Raw genomic sequence first — 22611 nt, forward strand, 5'->3', positions numbered from 1 at the left:
AAATCTCTTCAACTCCTACATTTCACTATATTGGATTTGTCCTCTAACTATTGTAGCTATTGCCTTGCCCTTTAACTTTCTACCTTGAAAAGGTGAGTTTTTTGACTTTGAATAAAATTTATCCCTATCTACCGTCCATTCTTTTTCTAAGTCAATTATTACAATATCTGCAAAACTTCCTGCCTTTAATGTACCTCCAGGTATTTTTAATAGTTCTGATGGTTTACGGCTCATTTTATCTATTAACATTGGAAGAGGCATATTTCTCTTATGAACCAATTCAGTCAATGCAATTCCTAAAGATGTTTCTAAACCAACTATTCCGTTTGCAGCCTTAGTAAGGTCGCTATCTTTCTCTTCTCTACTATGAGGTGCATGATCTGTTGCGATAACATCAATAGTCCCTTCAAAAAGTCCCTGAATTAAAGCTTCTACATCTTCTTTTTTTCGCAATGGCGGGCTCATTTTTGCATTTGTTCCTATTTTCTCTACTTCTTCTTCTGTAAGAGTAATGTGATGAGGGGTAACTTCGCAGCTTACCATTACTCCATTTTTCTTAGCATCCCTAATTAAATCTAAGCCTTTTTTTGTTGATATATGTTGAATGTGGACATGGCATTCTGTAATATCTGCAAGTACAGTATCTCTCCAAATAATAATTTCTTCTGCCAAGGCTGGCACCCCAGTTAAATTTAATTTTTCAGATACCTTGCCTTTATTAATACTTCTATCGTAAACCAAGTAAGCATCCTCACAGTGTACACTTACTGGCATTCCTAAAGCTTTGGCATCCATCATAGCTTCATACATTATTCTTGTATTCATTACAGTTTTTCCATCATCTGTTATAGCAACTATTCCGGACTTAGCCAGCTCTTTATATGGACTTTTTTCTTCTCCATCTAAGTTCTTAGTAATACTTCCCATAATGTAAACATTACATTTTGAATTTTTCCCTTTATTCTTTACATATTCTACTACTTCTTTATTGTCTATAACTGGGTTTGTATTTGGCATACATGCTATACTAGTAAATCCTCCTGCAACAGCTGCCAAAGCGCCACTTTCTATTGTTTCTTTATATTCATATCCTGGTTCTCTTAAATGTACATGCATATCTACTAGTCCTGGACAGATATAAAGTCCTGAAGCTTGAATTACTGTGGCTTCTTCATCAACGATATTTTCATGAATTTTAACTATTTTATCTTCTTCTATTAAAATATCATATACTCCAAATAAATTTTGAGATGGATCTACCAACCACCCATCCTTTATCAACGTTTTCATATTTACTCCTTCATTCCTATTTCTTTAGTTCAAATTACTTTGCAAGTTCTAGAACAGTCTCATAGAGAACATCAATTCCTGTTTTAATATGCTCTAAATAAACATCCTCTTTCATATTGTGGCTTATTCCTCCCTTACATGGGATAAATATTAATGCAGAAGGTACTACCTTTGACATATTCATAGTGTCATGTCCAGCGCCACTGGCCATAATCTTATGTCTTATATTCAACTTATTACAAATACTCTTAATTAATTTAATCATATTTTCGCTACACTTTACCGGCTCTTCCCTACTTAAAACCTTAACATGGCTTTTTATATTTCTCTTTTTACTTACATTATATATACAGTTATTTATACCTTTAAGAGCACGACGCATACTTTCTCCATCGATACCTCTTATATCTACAAACAATTCTGCCTTTCCTGGCACCACGTTAATAGCTCCTGGGAATGTGCGACAATTTCCCGTAGTAGTAACTGTTTTATATATAGCTTCTTTATTTCCTACTTCTTCTACACCCAATATAATTTCTGATGCTGCCACAAGAGCATCCTTTCTCATATTCATAGGGCAGCCTCCTGAATGAGCTTCTTCACCTTCTAGTTCTATTTGAAGCCTTATAGGAGCTGCAATAGCTTCAACTATACCAATTGGTATGTTTTCTTTTTCAAGTATTGGACCTTGTTCAATATGCAATTCTAAAAAGGCTTTAATCTTTTGGGGATTTATAATATATTTCTTTAAATTATTTGGATTATAACCTCTATCTATTAATGCTTCATATATAGATATGCCATTCTCATCCACATGGAGTTTTAAATCTTCTACATCTATTTTCCCAGTCATAGCTTTACTTCCTACTGTTGAAAAATTAAATCTACTAGATTCTTCAATAGAAAAAATAACTACTTCTATAGAACGAGAATGAGGTGTATTTTTTTTAATCATCCTATTCAAGACTTCAATGCCTGCCACTACACCTAATAATCCGTCAAACTTTCCTCCATTTGGTACAGTATCTATATGAGAGCCAACCATTACACTTGATAAATTTTTGTCTCTTCCTTCTTTTATTGCTCTAATATTTCCAACGCTATCTATCTTAACTGCTAGCCCCATATCTTTAAATATTCTAATTAAACAATCTCTAGCTTTCATGTCTTCCTTAGATAAGGCCAATCTAGTCACACCTTGTCCTTCTTCAAATCCTATGGAGTTTATTTTATCCATATTGTTCAAGAAATTTTCAAGAGTATTAATCAAACTATCCCCACCTCATTCATCATGAAATATAAATTACTTTCCACCTAATGCCTTAGATATTTTGTCTGCAGTTTCTATTAAACTTTTAATTTTGCTTTCATAATCATTATCTGGATTTTTTATGGTTAACATAGCAATGCTGGCAACGACTTTGCCTGAAGTATCCATTATAGGCGCTGCTCCAGCCCAAACTCCAAGCTCTAGCTCTTCATCGCAAATACCATAACCTTGCTCCTTTATTTTATTTAATTTCATTTTAATATCTTTAGGCTCTAGCAATGTTTTTTGCGTATATTTTCTACTAGAATAATTCTCTAAAATTCTATCTACTTCTCTCTCTCCTGCATAAGCTAATATTACTTGTCCACCTATTGCAGCATTTAAAGGCATTTCACTTCCAACTTTCACATAGAAATTAATTCTAGTATTACTAACAGCGGTGTCAATACATATTGCTCTTTCATTCTCCAAAACTGTTAAAAAGACAACTTCTTCATATTCATAGGCTAAGTCTTCCATAAAAGGTTTAGCTACTTGCTTTATACTATTACCATTTAGGTAATTAGACGCCAACGTAACTACTTTTAGTCCTAGCTTATATCTAGAGGTAGATTCATCTTGTATAACATAACCGTTGTCTTTTAAAGATGATAATAATCTATGGGTAGTGCTTACTGGCAAATCCAAAGATTTACTTATTTCTGTTATCATAAATCCTTCACTATTGCTACTAAGCAACTCTAATACATTAAATATTCTATCGACTAATTGCATGTTGTCCTCCTTTCCACTACATGGAAATCATTTCTTCATAATGGAATTTGATTTTATTATATCATATATCAAAACTTAAGGAAATAATTTTTAATATATGATGTAATAATTTGTTTTTTATTTTTACTATGTGTTACATTTTTATTTTAAAAATAATATTTATGATATATAAATAGAGGATGTAGCCTGTGAAATCAGACTACATCCTCTATTTTGAATTTATACAATTTTATCCGATGACTACCATCCGTAATACTCCCATCTTCTACAAGTGGGAGATATTAGAACTCTTGAGCTTCAGTGATTTAGAGTTCTTATGCTGTGCATAACGGATGCTACGTCCCTGGATAAGTTCTTCTAAGCTTCAGTTGGAGTAAGTATTCCTTTTAAACAAACTCCATCTGAAGCTAAGAATCACTTGATAAACAATTTTTATAAATAATCTTAAAAATACTCTATTTAATCAATTTTGTTCCATTTTCATCTTGCTCTATCAATCCTTTTTTCATAAGTCCACCTAAAGCCCTCTTAAAATAATTTTTACTAGCTTTAAATGTTTCTTTAATATCTTCTGGTGTGGAATTATCATTAAAAGGCATAAATCCGCCATTTGCTTCTAAATATTTTAAAATTTCTTCTTGAAGCTGAGTTCTTTCCTCTTTTCCTGTAACTCTTGTAGTAACTCCTAAAGTACCATCCTCATAAATTCTCTTAATTTTTAGCTTTATCTTATCCCCATTATTAACAGATATGAAGTATTCATTTTTCAGCATTATGCCTTTATATTTATCTTCTATAGCTATTATCAAGTTTTCACTTCTATACAATCCACATATGGTTCCTAATACTTCATCACCAATTTTATAACCTTTAGCTATTTCTAAATGCTCTTCTACATCTACAGTGGCAGCCAATCTCCCAGTTTTATCTTCATAAACGTAGAATAAATAGCTCTTTTCTTCGTTCAATCTATATTTATGCTCCTTTAAAGGAACAAATAAATCCCTATCTATTCCCATATCTAAAAATGTTCCTATTTTTGTATTTTCCTTTACTTTAAGATAAGCTAAATTTCCTACTCTAGCTAGAGGTTCTCTTAATGTAGCTACCAATCTGTCCTTTGAATCTCTGTATATAAATACAATTACCTCATCATCGGCCTCAAACTCTTTTTCTAGACACTCTTTAAAAGGCAATAATATATCGTCTTTAGTATCTCCTGTACCTGCATCTAGATAATATCCTATTTTCGTTTTTCTACTTATTTTAAATTTATTGTAATCTCCTACTTGTATCAATTTGTTCCCTCCAATTTTTACTCCACCTAATTATTAATATCAAAGCTGTTAAACTTAATATTCCACAAAATATAAAACTAAAACCTAAGGAAATATCACTAGCTTTTCCGATAGTTATATTCACAAAAGAAGCTATTATATTTCCAATCATCGCATACATAGATAAAATGGTAGCCCTATCTTCTCCTTCTATGGATTTATTTTGAATATCCATACTTAAAGGCTGAACTATTGCAAAGGCCCCTTCAATCACGGCTATGAATAATATTGTTGTAAATATTTTATTTACATATGCTAATAAAAAACTACAGATTACTATTAAAACAATTAATCCTTTAAACAATAAAGTATATCCAAATTTGTCTTTTATTCTATAAGCTTTGGCAGATCCTATACATATTATTTGCATAAAAGCAGTTAGTAAACCAAAATATTTTAATGGCACCCCTATTTCTAAATACTTAGGCCCATTTAAAAATATACATATAGAATGAGTAGCTTCAGAAATCAAAGCTATAGCTACTATAAAAATTAAAATCTCTTTATTTTTCAAAACAGTCTTTAAACTTCCACTAATTCTCAGCTCTTTATTAGCAGGTTTAACATCTTTTAAAAAGAAAACCAAAAGAAAGGCCATTCCATAAGGAAATATAGTGATATATACTGGCAAATTCAAGCTAACTTTTATCATAAAAGTAGATAAAAATGAAGCTGTAAAAAACCCTGCCGCTGAAAAAGATGCATATAAGCTAAATGCTTTATCTGAATCTTCTTTGCCAGCAGACAAATAAATAAGAGCAGAATCACATCCTGATATACCTGAAATGCTTAAAGCTCCTATTAAAGCTGCTGCTAAAAAATAAAGAAAACTATTACTATTATAAAAAACTATCTTTGATATAAAAAACAAAAAATAGGATAAGGTTAAAGTTTTCTTATATCCAAATTTATCTCCAAAATATCCCCACGGAATTTCTAACAATATCATAGAAATTGTAAAAATTGATTCCAAAAGAAATATTTGAGATAAACTAAGTCCTCTGCTCTGCCTAAAAATAGTGGCTATTGAACCATAAAACACCAATCCTTGTAAATAAGAAATGGCATACATTACATATAAATTCTTGGTCTCGCTATTCAATTTAATACACCTCATCTAAGATATTTTTTAACTACAAAAAGACCTCTTTTATAAGGCCTAAAAAAATATAGATAAGGTATATCAATCCGCTAGCACGACACCATCTCCACTCTTTTTTAGATAATAAATATGTAAATAAATTATATCATAGAATGTAAGCTAAATACTACTTAATATAGAAAAATTACGAAGCTCAGAAAATATATTTATAAATCACGAAAGAGCTAAGTATGTAGTGAAAAGCGACTTTTTCTGGAGCGGCTTCACTATGTACCTCAATTCCATTTTCGAATACCTAATTATTTTTGTAGAAGTCTATATTCAAGAAAATAATTTAGAGGTGAAACAAATAAAAAAATACTATACAATGCTTATTATGCTAACTCACCGCAATAAGAACTTCTAGAATTTATTCTATAAAAATCCCTAATGCTAACAAACTCCCTTCGGTCAAACATGTACAGCATCTTAACTGCATTTTTCTAAAATAAATTAAGAATTTCTAAATTTTGCTCATATGCATAGGGCGCATTACATAGCATTTTTAAGTTTTAGACAATAAAATAGTAAAGATAAATATTTGAGATATTAAACTGTCATAATGTAGATGTGAAAGGATTTTTCTTTCTATAAATAGAATATATTAAATACCATTAAAAATCTTATTTTCTATATCATACTTGTTCTATTCGTAATATATTGGTTATAGGAAGCATTTTATAGAGCTAAAGTTTAATTTAAAGGAGTGATTATATGTTACCAGGTGATGGATTCGGTGGTGGGTTTTTCGGTGGTATGCCGCCTTTTTTCAGTTTAATCTTTATGTTATTTTTTATAGTTTTTGCATTTGTTATAATATCTAATATTTCAAACTACGCAAAAAATTCAAAAGCTCCTGTTATTACAACAGAAGCTAAGATAATTACCAAAAGAATAGATGTATCAAATCATACTCATAATCATAATGATCATCACACTCATCATACATCTACTACTTACTATATAACTTTTCAGACAGAGCATGGTGAAAGGTTAGAACTATCACTAAGTGGCAGAATGTATGGACAGCTTATTGAAGGAGATATAGGAGAACTTACCTACCAAGGAGAATGGTTTAAGGATTTTAAAAGAAAACCTGTTGAAAGTTTTAGCAGTGAAAAAGAGGATAAAAAGGATAATTCCCATGATTATAAAGAATACTAAGGTATCTGAAATAAAATAATTAGTCAATGATGCAAAATAGACCAGCATACTGGCAAGTTATTTTTTAAGATTCCTAATATCAATTACACTATGAAAGGGATGCAATAATGGATAGATATGTAATAGTATGTCTTTTAAAGGGAGAAGTACTTAAATTTCATGAAAAGCTAGTGGAAGAAGTGTGTTTTAACTATAAAGTAAGGCCTCAAAAGCTACCTGCTCATTTTACTATTAAAGCACCTTTTGAAACAGAAAACATAAAAGAAATGGAAGATGTATTAGATCGATTTACAAAGGATAAAAGCAAACAGCTTTTAGAGATATCTGGCTTTAATCACTTTAGAGATGCAGTAATCTTTATGAAGGTTTTACCCTCTAAAGAAGCTATTGATATACATGACCAATTCATAGATGAGTTAACAAATATACCTTGGCTTCATTGGAAACCTCACGAAGGTAAGGAAAAAGTATATCATTGTACAATTGTAAGTAGATTGAGAAGTGATAAATTCTCCCCTATATGGAAGCACGTGAATAAATACAATCCTCAATTTGAAACTTATTTTGATAACATATCCATACTTAAATGGAATGGTGAAAGATGGGATGTTTACAAAGAATATCTTTTTAATTAAAAACTAAATGTTAAAATTTAAAATGAAGAGTAATGGATGAAATTTCTTTGAGAATTCTATCCTTTACTCTTCATTGTTTTAGTCTTAATTTTTTACTCTTAATACTTCACTAAAAAACTGATTTACAATTTTTAAACTTCCTTCTCTTCAATAAGTCCTTTTTTATAAGCAATTAACAACTTTTCTAAATCCTTTATCTGATTTTGAAGCTCTTTTCCTATATCTGTATCTGCAACTCTTTTTCTTTTAGCTGAATGCTCTAATATTACTGTAGAGCTTAAAATGTCGTGTTCTTCTTCTATGGCTTTTCTTGTAGATTCAAAAGGCTCATGAGAAGACAATAAGAGTCCATAGGAATTATATATCAATGTATATCCCGCTATTCCTGTTTCAGGTTGATATGCTCTGCAGAATCCACCGTCAATTACAAGAAGTTTACCATTTCCTTTTACTGGACTTTCCCCTTTGATTGTCTTTACTGGTATATGACCATTTATAATATGAGATATATCCGGATCTAAACCAAATTCTTCAAATATTCTATTGCATAGTTCTTCACTATCTCTATATTTATAATAATAGTTTTTATTTTCTTTATGAGATTCCTTATCTTCTATAAAATATCTTTCAAAGGTAGTAATCCTCTCTTTACCAAATAGAGGTGAATAAGGACCACACCATAGATACCACATCATATCCATAGCATAGTTTTTAATATTTGTATCATTTTTATAGAAATAAGCTTCTCTAGCGTAGTGTTCAAAAATATCTAACATCGACTTTCCACTGTATTCTTTTCCTTCAATTACCAACTTTCTAAAGCTTCCATCTTCATTTAATGGAATGCATCCGTGGTATAAAAGGTTAGAATTATATACTAAATATAAATTACCTTTGCTATACATGAAACGTATATGTGTTTGAAATTTTTCACTATTTACAAAGGATCTAGTTAGCTTATTTATCACTTCTTCTTCTTCTTCAGTTAATTTATATGGGTCACTTGGATCTATCGTCGGGAAATTAGTATCTCTAAGTTTATATTTCTTTTCGTTAACCTCTACTGTTCCTTCCTCTAAGTCCATCTTATCTAATAAAAGCATATAATCCATTTCAAATTCAGAACGCCTCTTAATTTTTTGCCCTTCTAATTTAAACTGAATTACAGTTATAGCTTTATGCATTTGAGAGTATAAATATTTATCACTGTCACTAATATCCTTATCCAATGTCCTAGGAGTGAAACACTTGCAAGGATCATTATTATATGTTTCCATAGCAAAAGTAGCTAAAGGCAATAGATTAATTCCATATCCATCTTCTAAAGTACTTAGGTTTGCATATCTTAAAGATATTCTTAAAACATTAGCAACGCAAGCCCTTGATCCTGAGGCTGCCCCCATCCAAAGAATGTCATGATTACCCCACTGAAAATCTATAGAGTGATGATCCATTAAAGCATCCATAACTATTTCTGCTCCTGGTCCTCTATCATAAATATCTCCAATAACATGAAGCCTGTCTACTACTAACCTTTGTATTACCTTAGAAAGGGCAATAATAAAAGAGTTAGCACAGCCTATTTCTATGATTGTGTTTATTATTCCTGTATAGTATTCTTGCTTATTTATTCTATCTGCTTGTTCGTTCAATAATTCTTCTATTATATATGCAAAATCCTTTGGCAGAGCTTTTCTTACCTTTGATCTTGTATACTTAGAGGATACAGACTTACAAACTTGTATTAATCTATAGAGGGTTACTTTATACCATTCTTCTAAATTGCTTTCTTTTTGCTTTAGCAATTCTATCTTTTCTTCAGGATAGTAAATAAGGGTGGCAAGACTAGACTTGTCTCTTTCCATCAATGATGTTCCAAATATGTCATCTAGTTTTCTTTTGATTACCCCAGAAGCATTTTTAAGCATATGAGTAAAAGACTCATATTCACCGTGAATATCGCTAATAAAATGTTCTGTACCTTTAGGCAAATTTAAAATCGCCTGTAAATTTATTATCTCTGAACTAGCAGAAGATATAGTTGGATACTTAGTTCCTAGAAGTTTTAAATATCTCAAATCTTCACTTATTATTTTAATATTATTTTCATCGTATAAAGTCATAGGATTTACTCCTTTTTCTATATTTTTATTCAAATATAATATATATTATATTACATTCCTATAATAAATTCTACATTAATTGGATAAAGAACTAATTAAAAAATAATAAAGTATATCATATTTAAAAATGTGATATACTTTATTATTAAATTTATAACCTTTAATATAAATCAATTTTAATTAGCCTTTAACTCCAACTCTTTTTCGTCTTCATTATTTCTGCTTTTTTTCTTAAGTATTTTTATATCTTTATACAGAAATGCTGCTGTTATTACAGATGACAATATATCAGAAATAGGACCTGTTATCCATACTCCATCTAGTTTAAATATTGGAGGTAATATTAATAATAGAGGTACTAATAGAATAAATTGTCTTGAAAGACTTAAAAATATTGATATTTTTGCCTTTCCTATAGCCTGGAAATAATTTGAACTTATAATCTGGAATCCGATTAATGGTAATGCTATCATATATATTCTCATGCCTCGTGATCCTAATTCTATAAGCTCTTGATTATCCTTATTAAAAATACCTATTAAAGCCTCTGGAAAAGTTTCAATTACTATAAAGCCTACAGTGGCAATTATTACACCAGCAGTTACCGCCATCTTTAAAGCTTTCAACACCCTGTCATATTGCTTAGCTCCATAGTTATACCCTATTATTGGCTGACATCCTTGATTTATACCAAACATAGGCATGAAAAACAACATTATAATACTATTTATTATTCCCATAGCTCCAACAGCCAAGTCCCCACCATATTTTAATAAATTCTTATTATAAAGAGTAGTAACTAGACTAGCTGCAATTTGCATAGAAAAAGGTGAGATACCTATAGAAAATATAGATTTTACTGTATTCATCTCGATTTTTAAATTTTGTTTTTTAATTTTTAATATACTATTTTTGCCAAAGAAATAAGCTAATACCCAAATAGATGATACCCCTTGAGCAATTATTGTTGCTATTGCCGCTCCCTGAACTCCCATATTAAAAACAAATATAAAAATAGGGTCCAATACTGTATTTATTACTGCCCCAATAAGCATAGTTGCCATAGCGATTTTAGGACTTCCTTCAGCACGAATTATATTATTTATTGCAAAACCTATATTTTGCAATAAGGCTCCGCCAATTATGTATTTCATATAATCTCTAGCATAAGGCAACGTAGCATCACTAGCACCAAATATTTTTAATAAATCATCTAAAAATATTAAGCCTAAAATACTCACCATTAATGAAATAAGTATATTTAAAACAAGTGCATTTCCTAGAATTTTTTCAGCTTCATCTTTTTTATTTTCACCTAGTTTTATAGAAATTATAGCAGAAGACCCTATCCCCACCAACATACCAAAAGCCATGTTAATTGTGGATAAAGGGAATCCAACGGCAAGGCCTGATATTGCTAATGCCCCGACACCTCTACCTATAAATATTCTATCTACCATATTATACAATGCATTTACAAGCATTCCTATAATTGCTGGTATTGAAAACTTCAAAAGAAGTTTACCTATACTCTCTTCTCCTAATTGCTTCGATCTATCCAAACTACCACTCCTCTTATTGCATTATATATAACTAATTAATTATACATAAATATAGTATATTTTTCAAATCAAATTTATATTTCCCTAATGTCTTATATATAATTTTAGGGATTTTGCTCAGCAAAATCCCTTTCTTTACTCTAAACCCTCAACTATTAACTTTCAACTAATTAAGTTAACTGTAAACTGTATTAAATTGTAGAAGCTAATAATAAGAGTTCTTCATTATCATTATATATCTCATCAAATTGACTTATAGGTAATGGATTTACTCCCCTTCCTACTTCTATTGTATATCCTGGCCTTCTGAATTCTTCAATGAACCAATCCTTGTAACCAGCATAAGAAGCTATTCCAACAGTCTCACTTAAAGTATATCCACTTACTTCTGCAAATAATTCCCCAATTCTTCTAGATTCAGGTGGAGTTAAATCTCCATATTGCCAATATATAACCTCTCCTTGACTATGATAAGCAAGTACTAACCTGAAATTATGATCTCGTGTAAATTTTACTACTGTTTGAGTTTCAGGTTCTGATTCTGGGAAAGGTCCTGAATATCTAGTAGGCCCTGGTCCGTATACGCCATATAACCTTTCTGCATCTTTAGATAGCTGCCAAGATGCATTATAATTGTGATTTAAATCTACTCCTCTATTATTTGCCTGCCATGTTTGTGAAAAATCAGTACTTCCATTGTTCCATGTTATTAATTGATTATAATAAGGATTATCTCTACTTAATCCATTTAAAACCAAGTCCACACCATCTGGATTCACCATAGGCATAATATATATGCTGCTCCTACTCCATATATCTGGCACATTGTATCCTCTTATTTCTCTTCCTAAAACGTAATTATTAAGAAAATTTTCAGTAAATTTCATAAGTAATGGTGATGTTATCCATTCTAGTGAGTGGTGAGCAGCATTATAAAATACTTCATTAGGACCTACCCCAAGCCTTATATAATATAGATCCTTTCCCAATACACTTTTCCCTGCACTTCCCACAGTAATAAATGGATATCTTTTTTTCAATCCTTCAATGTCTCTTCTTAATACATCATAAGTATAATCTATATTAGTATCCACTATATCTATTCCATAAGGAACAACAATACTCTCACCAGGAATGAGATTATAAGGATTTAGTCCTGGATTGGCAACTAATATTCTATAAACTTGAGTGTAATATTTTCTAGCAATATTATATAGCGTATCCCCTGGTTGGATTGTATAATTGTCATAACCTAAAAGAAATTTTTCCATAACTTTATAGGTATTAGGACCGATTATACCATCTGCTACAAGTCCATTATTTCTTTGAAATTCCCTTACTGCATTTTCTGTTTGTGCTCCATAAATACCATCAATAGGACCAGGATCATATCCAAGTTTTTTTAATAGCGCTTGAATTTCCATTACATCAGTTCCTCTAGAACCTCTCTTTAATGTTCTCATATTTTAATAAACCCACCATTTATACATTATTACTATTATTAGTTTATTTTCCCTGCTAATTTTTGTGATAAATATTAATATATTTTTAACTTAATTTTTTTGTAACCCTTTTTATTGACAAATATATTATAATGTTTTTTGTAATTTAAAATCAGTTGTTCTTTATATTTGGAGGTATAATAATGAAAAAGTCGAAGAAAAAGAAGAAACTAATTAAATTGGCAATTTTGTTCACATTTATAGTCGCAGCCTTTATACCTATTAAAAGTTTCATCTGGGGTCAAAATTCCAATACCCCTCCCGTTACAAAAAAAATAGATGATAAAAAAGAAGAGATTAATAATAAAGAAGAAGTTAATGATAAAGTTGAAAAAACTAAAGCCGCAGAAGTGAAAAATAATACTGTTGGAAAAAACACCGAAAACAATGTGGCTTTTAGCAATGACATAGATAATAAAACCTTCTATAAGGATGGACTATTCTTTGGTGATTCTATAATAGAAGGATTATCTTTTTACGAAGTGTTGGACGAGCAACACGTAATACATAAAAAAGGTTTAACTGCTTTTAAAGCAAAAAAAGAAGTACCTAATATAGTGAAATTAAATCCGAAAAACATATTTATTTTATTAGGAAATAATGATTTATTTAATGAAAAACTTAAAGGTGACTCTTTTATACAGGATTATTCAGGGCTATTACAAGACATAAAGGAAGGTTTACCTGAAGCTAATATTTATATTTTATCTATACTTCCTGTTGCAGATAAGGCAAAAAAGGAACATCCTTTTCTCTCTGATGAACGTATAGAAGAGTTTAACATGGTATTAGAGGATATGGCAGAAAAGGAGGGATTACCTTTTATTAATATAGAGCCAGTATTAAACCATAGTGAAGAATTATATGAAGAAGATGGAATACACTTTAAAGCTAAGTTCTATGATGAACTTTTAGATTATTTAAAGAAGTATTTAACTGAAAATGAAAATTTACAACATAATTAGGAGATGAAGACATGAAAAATCTATTTAAAAATATATTATTGATATCCTTAATAGTAATATTACCTACAGGAGTTTTATTTGGTTGTTCTCCAAAGGAATCATCAACAAAAAACCTTTCATCAAAAGAAATTGGTGAAAAAATAAGCCAAGCTATTGATCTTTCCGAAATGAAGGAAGGAGACAGTAAAAAATTAGCTAAACTTTATGATATAGCAGAAGAAGATGTTGAAGACTTTTTCCTTTTAACAGCTCCTTCAAATATTAAAGCTGACGAATTAGCCATAATAAAAGTTAAAGACGAGACAAAAGTAGATTTTATAAAAGAAAAAGTGGAAAAAAGAGTTGAGAATCAAGGCACAAGCTTTAAGGATTATCTTCCTGAAGAATATAGCTTAATAGAAAATCACATTTTAGAAGTTAAAGATAACTATATTTTCTTATCAATTTCAAAAGATAGTGAAAAAGCAAAAGAAATTTTTTATGAGAGCTTTAAATAGAAGATTGGGAGGTACTCATTTTGGTATTTAGCAGTCTTGTATTTATTTTCAAGTTTCTACCAATCACTTTACTTATATATTATATATCTCCAAAAGGATTAAGAAACTTTGTGCTTCTTATAGCAAGCTTGATTTTCTATGGCTGGGGAGAACCGGTATACATATCAATAATGATTTTCTCTACGGTCTTTGATTATTTTAATGGACTATTAATCAGCAAGTATAGAGATCATAAAATTATACCTAAGTTTATACTTATAAACTCAATGGTAATAAATTTAGGTATATTATTCTTTTTTAAATACTACAATTTTATGGTAGTTAATATTAATAACTTATTGGGATTAAGTATTTCAACTTCATCCCTTCCATTGCCTGTTGGTATATCTTTTTATACCTTTCAGACTATGTCATACGTTATAGATCTTTACCTTGGCAAAGCTCAAATGCAAAAAAACATTATTTCTTTTGGAACGTATGTAGCAATGTTTCCACAATTGGTCGCTGGTCCTATTGTTCAATACGGAGACATCCATAAGCAATTGAATGATAGAAAAGAATCTCTAGAGAAGTTTGGAGAAGGAGCTGAAATATTCCTCATTGGATTATGTAAAAAAGTGCTACTAGCTAATAATATTGGAGCACTTTGGACTAGCGTAAAAGCTACACCCTTCGTAGAACTTTCTACACTCTCGGCTTGGCTCGGTATTATAGCCTTTACTTTTCAAATATATTTTGACTTCAGCGGATATTCTGATATGGCAATAGGTCTTGGAAAAATGCTAGGCTTTGATTTAGATATAAACTTTAATTATCCTTATATATCAAGGAGCATAACAGAATTTTGGAGAAGATGGCATATTTCTCTTGGCTCATGGTTTAGAGAGTATGTATATATACCCCTTGGAGGAAATAGAGTTAGTACTGCAAAACATTTTAGAAATCTATTTATAGTATGGTTTTTAACAGGTTTTTGGCATGGTGCTAGTTGGAACTTTATACTATGGGGATTATACTTTTGTGCCATATTAATTATAGAGAAAAGCTTTCTTTTAAAATGGCTGGAAACCAAACCTAAAGCTATAAGTCATATATACGCCTTTTTCCTAATAATCATAGGATGGATTATATTTGAATTTGATCAGGTAGGAAATGTATTTTCTTTCATAGGATTGATGTTCGGAGCAGGTAAAACTCCTTTCTTGGATTATAAGTCACTTTATTATCTTTATACAAATATTTGGGTATTTATAGGTCTTATAATTTTCTCTACTCCACTTCCTAAAAAGGTAATGGATAGAATTAAAGAAAAATCTTATGGTTATATAGTTGTGACAACAATATATGTGATTCTTTTATTGTTGTGTACAGCCTATCTAGTAAATGCTAGCTATAATCCTTTCCTATATTTTAGGTTTTAGGAACATGAGTTAAGAGGTGGAGAATTGAAGAATTTAGATAAATTATACAAAAATATATTAGCGCTTCTTCTATTAGGTTATTTAATAAGTATATTTGCTGTTAATATTATAATTCCTCAAAGAAAATTTTCTGAAAGCGAAAATAGAGTACTTCAGGAAAAACCCAAATTTTCATTAGATAAGCTTTTAAAAGGTAAATATACCTCTGATTACGAAAAATACGTAGCAGATCAATTCCCTATAAGAGACTTCTGGATAGGAGTAAAATCCAGTACAGAGAGGGTAATGGGTAAAAAAGATAATAATGGTGTATATCTAGGCAAGGACGGATATTTATTTCAAATGTTTAACAAACCTGAAGAAAAAGATTTTAAGAATAAGATAGAAAGTATTAACTCTTTCTCTTCTCAAAACCCAAAAATAAATAAGTACTTTATGCTTGTGCCAAACTCAATTGAGATTTTAGAAGACAAACTTCCTATGTTTGCTTCTCCTGATGATCAAAAACTTTATATAGATAAAGTACAAAATTCCTTAGATAAGAGCATAAATTTTGTAGATGTATATTCACCTTTAAAAGATAAAAAAAATGAATATATTTATTATAAGACAGATCATCATTGGACAACTAAGGGAGCCTACTATGCATATAAGGTTTTAGCTTCAGCAATGAACTTTACACCTAAAACAGAAGAAGACTTTAACATAAGTAAAGTATCAGATGATTTTTATGGATCTATGTATTCTAAAAGCGGATTTAGAGGATTAGAACCTGATAGTATTAACCTTTATCTTCCTAAAAACGAACAAAATTTAATTGTTTCTTACTCTGATAAAGATGAAAACTCTAATTCAATATACACTATGGATAATCTAAATAAAAAAGATAAATATACTGTATTTTTAGATGGAAACCATCCTGTAGTTAAAATTTCTACTCAGGTTGAAAACGGTAAAAAATTATTAATCATTAAAGATTCTTATGCTAATAGCTTTGTACCATTTTTGCTTGATCATTTTAATGAAATATATATGGTGGATTTAAGGTTCTACAATGAGAATTTAAATGATTTAATTAACAAAAATAATATAGATAATGCGTTAATTCTTTATAATGTAAATACATTCTTTGAGGACGCTTCTATAAATAATATTATTGAATAGTTTTATGTAAATCACTATATTAAATAAATATATATTAGATAATTATAACGGCACCTCCTTACCTTTTGATACATATTATATAATATCAAAAGATAAGGAGGTGTCACTATATGTCAGAAAGAGACTTAAATTATAACTCTAAAAATTGTAGTCCAGAGCCAAATGGTAGTCAAAGCCACACTCATGAATTTTTAGGAAGCACAAGATTAGCTGTAGAAGGTGCTAATAGACATAATCATAGATTTGCTGGAGTTACTAGTGAAGTTATTCCTATGGGTAACTCTCACGTTCATGCTATCCTTGTTAATACTGATTTCTTCCTCAACCATATCCATGAAATAGGTGTAACTACAGGTCCTGCAATTGATGTGGGAAACGGTAAACACGTTCATTTAGCAACGGGAGTAACCACTGTTAATGTTGGTCATAATCATAGCTTTATTTTTGCAACTCTAATTGAGGACCCTTTACGCTAGTGTAAAATAATTAATAATATAAATGAGCACTTGGTTTCCAAGTGCTCTAATTAATTGTGGATTTATAGCTTGTAATACATAATCTTATCTTTTAATAGTAAATAAATTTCAAATATATCCCTAAAGCCATAAGTAAGTATCCACATATTTTTATTAATATATAGTTAAAGCATTGAGCCTTTTCCTCACCCAATACAATATATTTACATACAAAATAAGGTCTTACACTTCTTTTATACCATCCTATAATTTCAACTTCTCTATCTATATATTTATCCACTTCAAACAAACCGAAAATCCATTCAAATATTTTTAATGGCTGTCTATAATCTACAAGCATTATCCCCGTTCCATCATCAATAACCAAATCTTCACTATAAAATAATCCCGGTATACCTTTTCCTATAACTTTTCCCTTTAATACTGTAGGAATTCCTCTTACTGGAGAAGCATCCTCCCTTTCTAATAGTTCTTTTATACTTCTTTCTTCATAATTTTTTCTATAAGAATAATAATATTTAATTAAAATACTAGCTCCTATTAAAGCTATATATAAAGAATGTTCTTTAATAAAATAGCTTATTCCTATTTCTTTATTAAATATAAGATACATGAACCCTGCTAAAGCCATAGTAGCAGGCAACATGTTAATGATTGCTTCTACTATGAATACTGATAATCTTTTTATCCATCCTTCACTATCCTCTGTTTCTACTATTTCTGTATCTGTTAATGCTAATATTCTTCTTCCTGTTAATGGGTGAGTACTATTTATTTCATACCATTTCGCCCAAGGATTTTTTAAGTCCCATCTTATAAGCTTTTCATCCAATTTATTCTCACCATCTAATTTATAAGTTGATAGCATTAATGCATCATTTTGTATATTATTCGTAAATGCCATACAAGAAGTTCTAGGATTCTCTCCTTTTTCTCTGCTAGCAGTACCATAGGCTATTTTTATCAAAGCATTTTTTAAGTATTTGCTCTCTCCCATTAGCTCTTTAGCAAAATTATCCGAATAATATTCTCTCATTCTTGAAAACCCTAAAACTAGAAATCCACTTAATAAATATGCTGCATATGCTCCTAGTGCGATAATATATTTTTTATCAGATTTTTTCCCCTTAGTTCCTACATATACTTGATAAAGTATCATAGGGATTAAAGACACTACCATCATTGCAATGAAATCATAGTGTTTTATGTGTCCCAACTCATGAGCTATTACAGCTTTTTTCTCTTCCTCTTCTAATATATCTAAAAGCCCTGTAGTCACCACTAATCTTGCATTTCTTGGTATATGCCCATAAGTAAATGCATTAGGGTTTCCATCTTTTATTATGCCTATCTTAGGTGCTGGTATATTATATTGTTCACAGGAGGTCTTTATAAAATTTAATACATTTTCATTTATATATTCATGTTCTATATTAAATTTTACTTTGTATATTAAATCAATAAAAATAGGTCCAAACAAAAATTGAACTAATACTATACCAACAGATATAGCCACTCCATACCATATACTCAAATCATATTTCCAAACTAAAGTAGTAGCTACTGCAAATAAGAGTCCAAAGGAAAGAGTTAAAAGTAATATGGATTTTTTTAAAACAACTTTATAATAATTTTTCACTACATCAACTCCTCTCGTATCCATTATATCCAATTTATTGAAAAAAGTTAAGGAAGATAGAGTAACTTTCTATCTTCCTTTAAATTAATTTTATTGATTTAAATTTATATGACAATATCCTCTTGGATTTTTCTTTAAATACTTTTGATGATATTCTTCCGCCGCATAGAAACCTTTAAGAGGTTCTATTTCTGTAACTATTGGCTTTGAATAGTGATCTTGTTCTTCCTCTTTGCTTTTTAATATAATATCTAAATCTTCTTCTTTTAAATAATATATCCCCGTTCTATATTGATGTCCAATATCTGGCCCTTGTCTATTGATAACTGTAGCATCAATAATACCCCAGAACTTCCTTAAAAGTTCTTCCAAGCTTATCTCATTTTCGTCATACTTTACAAAACATGCTTCTGCATGGCCTGTGGTTCCTTTGCAAACTTGTTCATATGTTGGATTTTCTACTTGCCCATTAGCATATCCTACTTTAGTCTCTAATACTCCATTTATCCTAGATATATACTCCTCTACTCCCCAGAAACATCCACCTGCTAATACTATCTCCTTCATAAATATCACCTCTCAAAATAAGTTTCCCATTTTTTCTTCACTTTTATCCATTACTTTTTTAATAAATCTATATAATCAACCTCTAATTTAGTCATTATTAAATCCACTTGAAAATTCTTTAAATATATTTATTATATCTTCACCAGTTATACCCATTTCTTGCCCATTTTTAGTCACATTAATAAATTCTTTTGTACCTCCACTTAAAAGAATTTGTTCTCCACCTTCTAGTTTTATGACTACATTAATATGATTTTTACTCTTTTCATCTTCTTCAAATATAAATGGAAATGAATTATTATAAGCATTTATAAATCTTTCAATCTCTTTTGCATTGTTTTGCTTTGTGTAAGTTTCTTTTAATATATCATTAAATTTTATATCAATAGAGCTAACTTCATCTATATTTATTTTTTCCACATAATCCTTATGCTCTTTTAAAAATTTACATTTTATTATATATGCATAATCATATTCCGCTAGTTCTTTTGTATATTTTTCTGGTTCTTTAAAAAAATCTTTTGATAAACTTCTAAATGAACCATCTTTTGAATACAACATAGTTGCAAGGGATAAAGTATCCCCTTCCTTTATCTCTAAATTTTCAACGCTATCCCAGGTAGAAGCCATTGCACTTTCTTTTTTTGTAATTGTAGACTTAGCTTTAGCTATTCCATTATTATTTACAAGAGCAAAAGACCATAATTCATTTTTATTATTATCAGCTACATTATCATTTATAGAAACAATAATTCTACTATTTTTTTCCTTCTCATTGTCTAAAGAACTTCCAAATCCTAAAACCCTTTCTTTCTTAACTCCTTTTTCATATTCATCTACCCAAAGCTCTACCCACTGATATTCCTCTTTACCAAATTCCACATCAAAGATAAAATACCTATCCGCTAAGGATTCAACTAACTTTTCCTCTTCAGAGGTTAATCTACTTTTTGTAATTACACCATTATTTTTATTTGATAATGTGCCAGAGCTGTTTTTTTCACAAGAAACAAATAATACTCCGCTTAATAAAATACATATAATAAATATTATTTTAAATTTATCTATTAACTTATTAATTTTCATATTATCCCCCCTGGATACTATTCTACTTTCCTTTCAAAAATTATTTCATACTCCGTAGGCTTTCCATGTCCATTATAATAGGTAGGAACTATTTGAACCAATCTCCATCCTTGTTTTGCATATTTATCTATTATTTCACGATGATTTGCATCTGTAAAAAAGCCCCCTAAATTACAAGACTCATATTTATACTCATACATATATACCCCTCCATATTAATTTTAAAATTCTTAATTTTCATGTTGCTTAACTATATTTTACCACAAATTTATTAACAATCATCTACTGTAATTTATTTGTAACCATTAATTTTCCAAACTTATTATAATTAATATTACAATATATAATAAATATAGACATTAGGAGTGAGCTTCATGAATAAAAAATTAGTAAGTATAATTATATCTGCTTTAATCGTAACTTCACTATCCGCATGTGGAAATAAAAAATCTGATACTACTGTTGATAATAAGAATAAAGAAAATATAACCATTACAAATCCAGATGATAAAAGTGACGAGAATAAGACTATCCAAACCTCTGCCGCTAAGACTAAACCAAATGAAAAAACTGACGAAGATAAAACTATCCAAACTTCTGCTACTAAGACTGAATCAAATGAGAAAACTAACGAGGATAAGACTACCAATAGATATTCTATAGCAGGTATAGATAATCCATCAGAATTTAAAAATACTTTTAATAATATCAAAGAACTAGTAGCTTCTAATGATAAAGAAAAAGTAGCTGAATATATAAATTTTCCTATCAATGTACACATAGGCGGAAAAAAAGTAGCTATAGAAACTAAGGATCAATTTATAAAAAATTACGATGAAATCTTTAATGATAACGTTAAAGCTAAACTAGCCAATCAAAAAGTTGAAGAAACCTTTGTAAATGCTGATGGAATAATGGTTGGCGACGGTGAAATATGGATTAGCGTATTTAATAATAGCGCACATAAGTATTTAATCTATGCGATAAATAATAATTAAAAAATTTAAAACTGAGAAAACAATTTGTCATAATATAATTTGAAAATGTATCTGTAAAACTCAAAAGAGCTAAGTATGTAGTGAAATAGCGACTTTTTCTGGAGCGGCTTTACTACATACTTAGCTCTCTGCTTGTAAAACTAAATTATCTTTATAGAAATCTACATTTGAGAAAACAATTTGTTGCAACATATATTTGAAAAATACATTTATGAACCACAAAGGAACTGATGTATATAGTGAGAGGAGCGCCTTTTTCGAAGCGATGTCACTATGTATCTCAGTTCCTATTTCCGATATATAAATATCTTTACAAAAATTTATAATTGTGAACTAATCTTATATAACTTAATATAACTTAATATAAGCTACCTATTTTATCAATTGGCCATATTCTATATAATACTTTTCCTTTAACCTGTTTAAAATCTATAGGTCCTAAATCTCTACTGTCTAGACTTACTTCTCTATTATCTCCTAATACGAATACTTTATTTTCAGGTACTTTTATAGGAAGTGAGAATGCACCTGGATGAGTTTCTCCCTGCTCTTTGATATAATCTTCTTCTACTTTTTCTCCATTTACATATAAGTACCCATCTTTTATATCTATTAAATCTCCTGGTATTCCTACAACACGTTTAATTAAATATCTTTTTTTACCTTGTCCTAACATAGTATCTAAAGTTTCCTTTGCATCAGTATATGTATTGTGGATTATTCCCTTACTCTCCTCATATTTATCTAATATTATAATGTCTCCTCTTTCAGGTTCTTTAAATAAGTAATTTAGTTTATATTCAAATATTCTTTCTCCTTCAAAAACAGTATTCTCCATGGAACTTTCTAATATCATAGGCATAGCAAATACATTGCTTTTTACAATAAAAGTGATAACTATAGAAAATACAAGGACAAATGCCCATTCCATCACTTCTCTTTTAATAGACTTATTAGATTCATTGTTATTACTCATTTTCATTCCTCCTTAGCAACCTCT

21 protein-coding genes are annotated in these 22611 nt (G+C 29.7%); 8 read left to right on the forward strand and 13 right to left on the reverse strand.

Annotation, left to right across the window (positions count from 1 at the left end; all coding sequences use genetic code 11):
• Positions 1-15: 15 nt before the first annotated feature.
• The 5 genes from KQI86_RS04960 to KQI86_RS04980 form a co-directional block, all read right to left on the reverse strand.
• On the reverse strand, positions 16-1290 hold the full coding sequence (locus tag KQI86_RS04960) for a dihydroorotase (RefSeq protein WP_216438028.1): 1275 nt from the start codon (positions 1288-1290) through the stop codon (positions 16-18).
• 34 nt (positions 1291-1324) lie between these two features.
• Positions 1325-2560: a M20 family metallo-hydrolase gene (locus KQI86_RS04965; protein WP_216438029.1), complete on the reverse strand. Its 1236-nt coding sequence runs from the start codon at positions 2558-2560 to the stop codon at positions 1325-1327.
• A 33-nt stretch (positions 2561-2593) separates the two neighbouring features.
• Positions 2594-3334, reverse strand: a complete 741-nt coding sequence (locus KQI86_RS04970) for an IclR family transcriptional regulator (protein WP_216438030.1) — start codon at positions 3332-3334, stop codon at positions 2594-2596.
• Positions 3335-3789: 455 nt separating this feature from the next.
• Entirely contained in the window at positions 3790-4632 is an 843-nt protein-coding gene (locus KQI86_RS04975; RefSeq protein ID WP_216438031.1) for a CvfB family protein, read from the reverse strand.
• Positions 4607-5773: an MFS transporter gene (locus KQI86_RS04980; protein WP_216438032.1), complete on the reverse strand. Its 1167-nt coding sequence runs from the start codon at positions 5771-5773 to the stop codon at positions 4607-4609. Before KQI86_RS04980 ends, KQI86_RS04975 begins: the two co-directional genes overlap by 26 nt.
• 753 nt (positions 5774-6526) lie before the next feature.
• On the opposite strand from KQI86_RS04980, the gene KQI86_RS04985 reads away from it, so the two are divergent.
• Together KQI86_RS04985 and KQI86_RS04990 are read left to right on the forward strand one after the other, a co-directional pair.
• Positions 6527-6976: a DUF2500 domain-containing protein gene (locus KQI86_RS04985; protein ID WP_216438033.1), complete on the forward strand. Its 450-nt coding sequence runs from the start codon at positions 6527-6529 to the stop codon at positions 6974-6976.
• Between the two features lie 107 nt (positions 6977-7083).
• Positions 7084-7611, forward strand: a complete 528-nt coding sequence (locus KQI86_RS04990; protein ID WP_216438034.1) for a 2'-5' RNA ligase family protein — start codon at positions 7084-7086, stop codon at positions 7609-7611.
• A gap of 131 nt (positions 7612-7742) precedes the next feature.
• On the opposite strand, the gene KQI86_RS04995 is transcribed toward KQI86_RS04990, so the two are convergent.
• The 3 genes from KQI86_RS04995 to KQI86_RS05005 form a co-directional block, all read right to left on the reverse strand.
• Positions 7743-9734: a fructose-1,6-bisphosphatase gene (locus tag KQI86_RS04995; protein ID WP_216438349.1), complete on the reverse strand. Its 1992-nt coding sequence runs from the start codon at positions 9732-9734 to the stop codon at positions 7743-7745.
• A gap of 176 nt (positions 9735-9910) precedes the next feature.
• Positions 9911-11296: an MATE family efflux transporter gene (locus KQI86_RS05000; RefSeq protein WP_216438035.1), complete on the reverse strand. Its 1386-nt coding sequence runs from the start codon at positions 11294-11296 to the stop codon at positions 9911-9913.
• A gap of 191 nt (positions 11297-11487) precedes the next feature.
• Positions 11488-12759, reverse strand: a complete 1272-nt coding sequence (locus KQI86_RS05005) for a M14 family metallopeptidase (RefSeq protein WP_216438036.1) — start codon at positions 12757-12759, stop codon at positions 11488-11490.
• A gap of 182 nt (positions 12760-12941) precedes the next feature.
• On the opposite strand from KQI86_RS05005, the gene KQI86_RS05010 reads away from it, so the two are divergent.
• The 5 genes from KQI86_RS05010 (at position 12942) to KQI86_RS05030 (ending at position 17321) form a co-directional block, all read left to right on the forward strand.
• Positions 12942-13763, forward strand: coding sequence for a GDSL-type esterase/lipase family protein (locus KQI86_RS05010; RefSeq protein ID WP_216438037.1), 822 nt, complete (start codon positions 12942-12944; stop codon positions 13761-13763).
• A gap of 11 nt (positions 13764-13774) precedes the next feature.
• Positions 13775-14260 (forward strand): DUF4358 domain-containing protein, encoded by a 486-nt coding sequence (locus KQI86_RS05015; protein WP_216438038.1) that lies wholly within the window; start codon positions 13775-13777, stop codon positions 14258-14260.
• 20 nt (positions 14261-14280) lie between these two features.
• Positions 14281-15681 (forward strand): MBOAT family O-acyltransferase, encoded by a 1401-nt coding sequence (locus tag KQI86_RS05020; RefSeq protein ID WP_216438039.1) that lies wholly within the window; start codon positions 14281-14283, stop codon positions 15679-15681.
• A 24-nt stretch (positions 15682-15705) separates the two neighbouring features.
• Positions 15706-16845 (forward strand): DHHW family protein, encoded by a 1140-nt coding sequence (locus tag KQI86_RS05025; protein ID WP_216438040.1) that lies wholly within the window; start codon positions 15706-15708, stop codon positions 16843-16845.
• Positions 16846-16955: 110 nt separating this feature from the next.
• Positions 16956-17321 (forward strand): YmaF family protein, encoded by a 366-nt coding sequence (locus KQI86_RS05030; RefSeq protein WP_216438041.1) that lies wholly within the window; start codon positions 16956-16958, stop codon positions 17319-17321.
• A 91-nt stretch (positions 17322-17412) separates the two neighbouring features.
• On the opposite strand, the gene KQI86_RS05035 is transcribed toward KQI86_RS05030, so the two are convergent.
• The 4 genes from KQI86_RS05035 to KQI86_RS05050 form a co-directional block, all read right to left on the reverse strand.
• A complete protein-coding gene (locus KQI86_RS05035) occupies positions 17413-18960 on the reverse strand; it encodes a zinc metalloprotease HtpX (protein WP_216438042.1) in 1548 nt (515 codons plus the stop codon).
• 90 nt (positions 18961-19050) lie between these two features.
• A complete protein-coding gene (gene msrA, locus KQI86_RS05040) occupies positions 19051-19527 on the reverse strand; it encodes a peptide-methionine (S)-S-oxide reductase MsrA (protein ID WP_216438043.1) in 477 nt (158 codons plus the stop codon).
• An 87-nt stretch (positions 19528-19614) separates the two neighbouring features.
• Positions 19615-20613, reverse strand: coding sequence for a hypothetical protein (locus KQI86_RS05045; RefSeq protein ID WP_216438044.1), 999 nt, complete (start codon positions 20611-20613; stop codon positions 19615-19617).
• 17 nt (positions 20614-20630) lie between these two features.
• Positions 20631-20813 (reverse strand): DUF4177 domain-containing protein, encoded by a 183-nt coding sequence (locus tag KQI86_RS05050; protein ID WP_216438045.1) that lies wholly within the window; start codon positions 20811-20813, stop codon positions 20631-20633.
• A 174-nt stretch (positions 20814-20987) separates the two neighbouring features.
• On the opposite strand from KQI86_RS05050, the gene KQI86_RS05055 reads away from it, so the two are divergent.
• Positions 20988-21611 (forward strand): hypothetical protein, encoded by a 624-nt coding sequence (locus tag KQI86_RS05055; protein WP_216438046.1) that lies wholly within the window; start codon positions 20988-20990, stop codon positions 21609-21611.
• 358 nt (positions 21612-21969) lie between these two features.
• Here the strand turns inward: KQI86_RS05055 and lepB are convergent, their stop codons facing one another.
• On the reverse strand, positions 21970-22587 hold the full coding sequence (gene lepB / locus KQI86_RS05060) for a signal peptidase I (RefSeq protein ID WP_216438047.1): 618 nt from the start codon (positions 22585-22587) through the stop codon (positions 21970-21972).
• Positions 22588-22611: the final 24 nt, after the last annotated feature.

Origin of the sequence: Clostridium mobile (genome assembly GCF_018918285.1) — a bacterium.
GTDB lineage: Bacteria > Bacillota > Clostridia > Clostridiales > Clostridiaceae > Clostridium_AW > Clostridium_AW mobile.

Coding starts and splice junctions, on each gene's coding strand:
- KQI86_RS04960 (WP_216438028.1), bottom strand. CDS start 1,290: ATGAAAACGTTGATAAAGGATGGGTGGTTGGTAGATCCATCTCAAAAT.
- KQI86_RS04970 (WP_216438030.1), bottom strand. CDS start 3,334: ATGCAATTAGTCGATAGAATATTTAATGTATTAGAGTTGCTTAGTAGC.
- KQI86_RS04985 (WP_216438033.1), top strand. CDS start 6,527: ATGTTACCAGGTGATGGATTCGGTGGTGGGTTTTTCGGTGGTATGCCG.
- KQI86_RS04990 (WP_216438034.1), top strand. CDS start 7,084: ATGGATAGATATGTAATAGTATGTCTTTTAAAGGGAGAAGTACTTAAA.
- KQI86_RS04995 (WP_216438349.1), bottom strand. CDS start 9,734: ATGACTTTATACGATGAAAATAATATTAAAATAATAAGTGAAGATTTG.
- KQI86_RS05005 (WP_216438036.1), bottom strand. CDS start 12,759: ATGAGAACATTAAAGAGAGGTTCTAGAGGAACTGATGTAATGGAAATT.
- KQI86_RS05010 (WP_216438037.1), top strand. CDS start 12,942: ATGAAAAAGTCGAAGAAAAAGAAGAAACTAATTAAATTGGCAATTTTG.
- KQI86_RS05015 (WP_216438038.1), top strand. CDS start 13,775: ATGAAAAATCTATTTAAAAATATATTATTGATATCCTTAATAGTAATA.
- KQI86_RS05030 (WP_216438041.1), top strand. CDS start 16,956: ATGTCAGAAAGAGACTTAAATTATAACTCTAAAAATTGTAGTCCAGAG.
- msrA (WP_216438043.1), bottom strand. CDS start 19,527: ATGAAGGAGATAGTATTAGCAGGTGGATGTTTCTGGGGAGTAGAGGAG.
- KQI86_RS05045 (WP_216438044.1), bottom strand. CDS start 20,613: ATGAAAATTAATAAGTTAATAGATAAATTTAAAATAATATTTATTATA.
- KQI86_RS05050 (WP_216438045.1), bottom strand. CDS start 20,813: ATGTATGAGTATAAATATGAGTCTTGTAATTTAGGGGGCTTTTTTACA.
- KQI86_RS05055 (WP_216438046.1), top strand. CDS start 20,988: ATGAATAAAAAATTAGTAAGTATAATTATATCTGCTTTAATCGTAACT.
- lepB (WP_216438047.1), bottom strand. CDS start 22,587: ATGAGTAATAACAATGAATCTAATAAGTCTATTAAAAGAGAAGTGATG.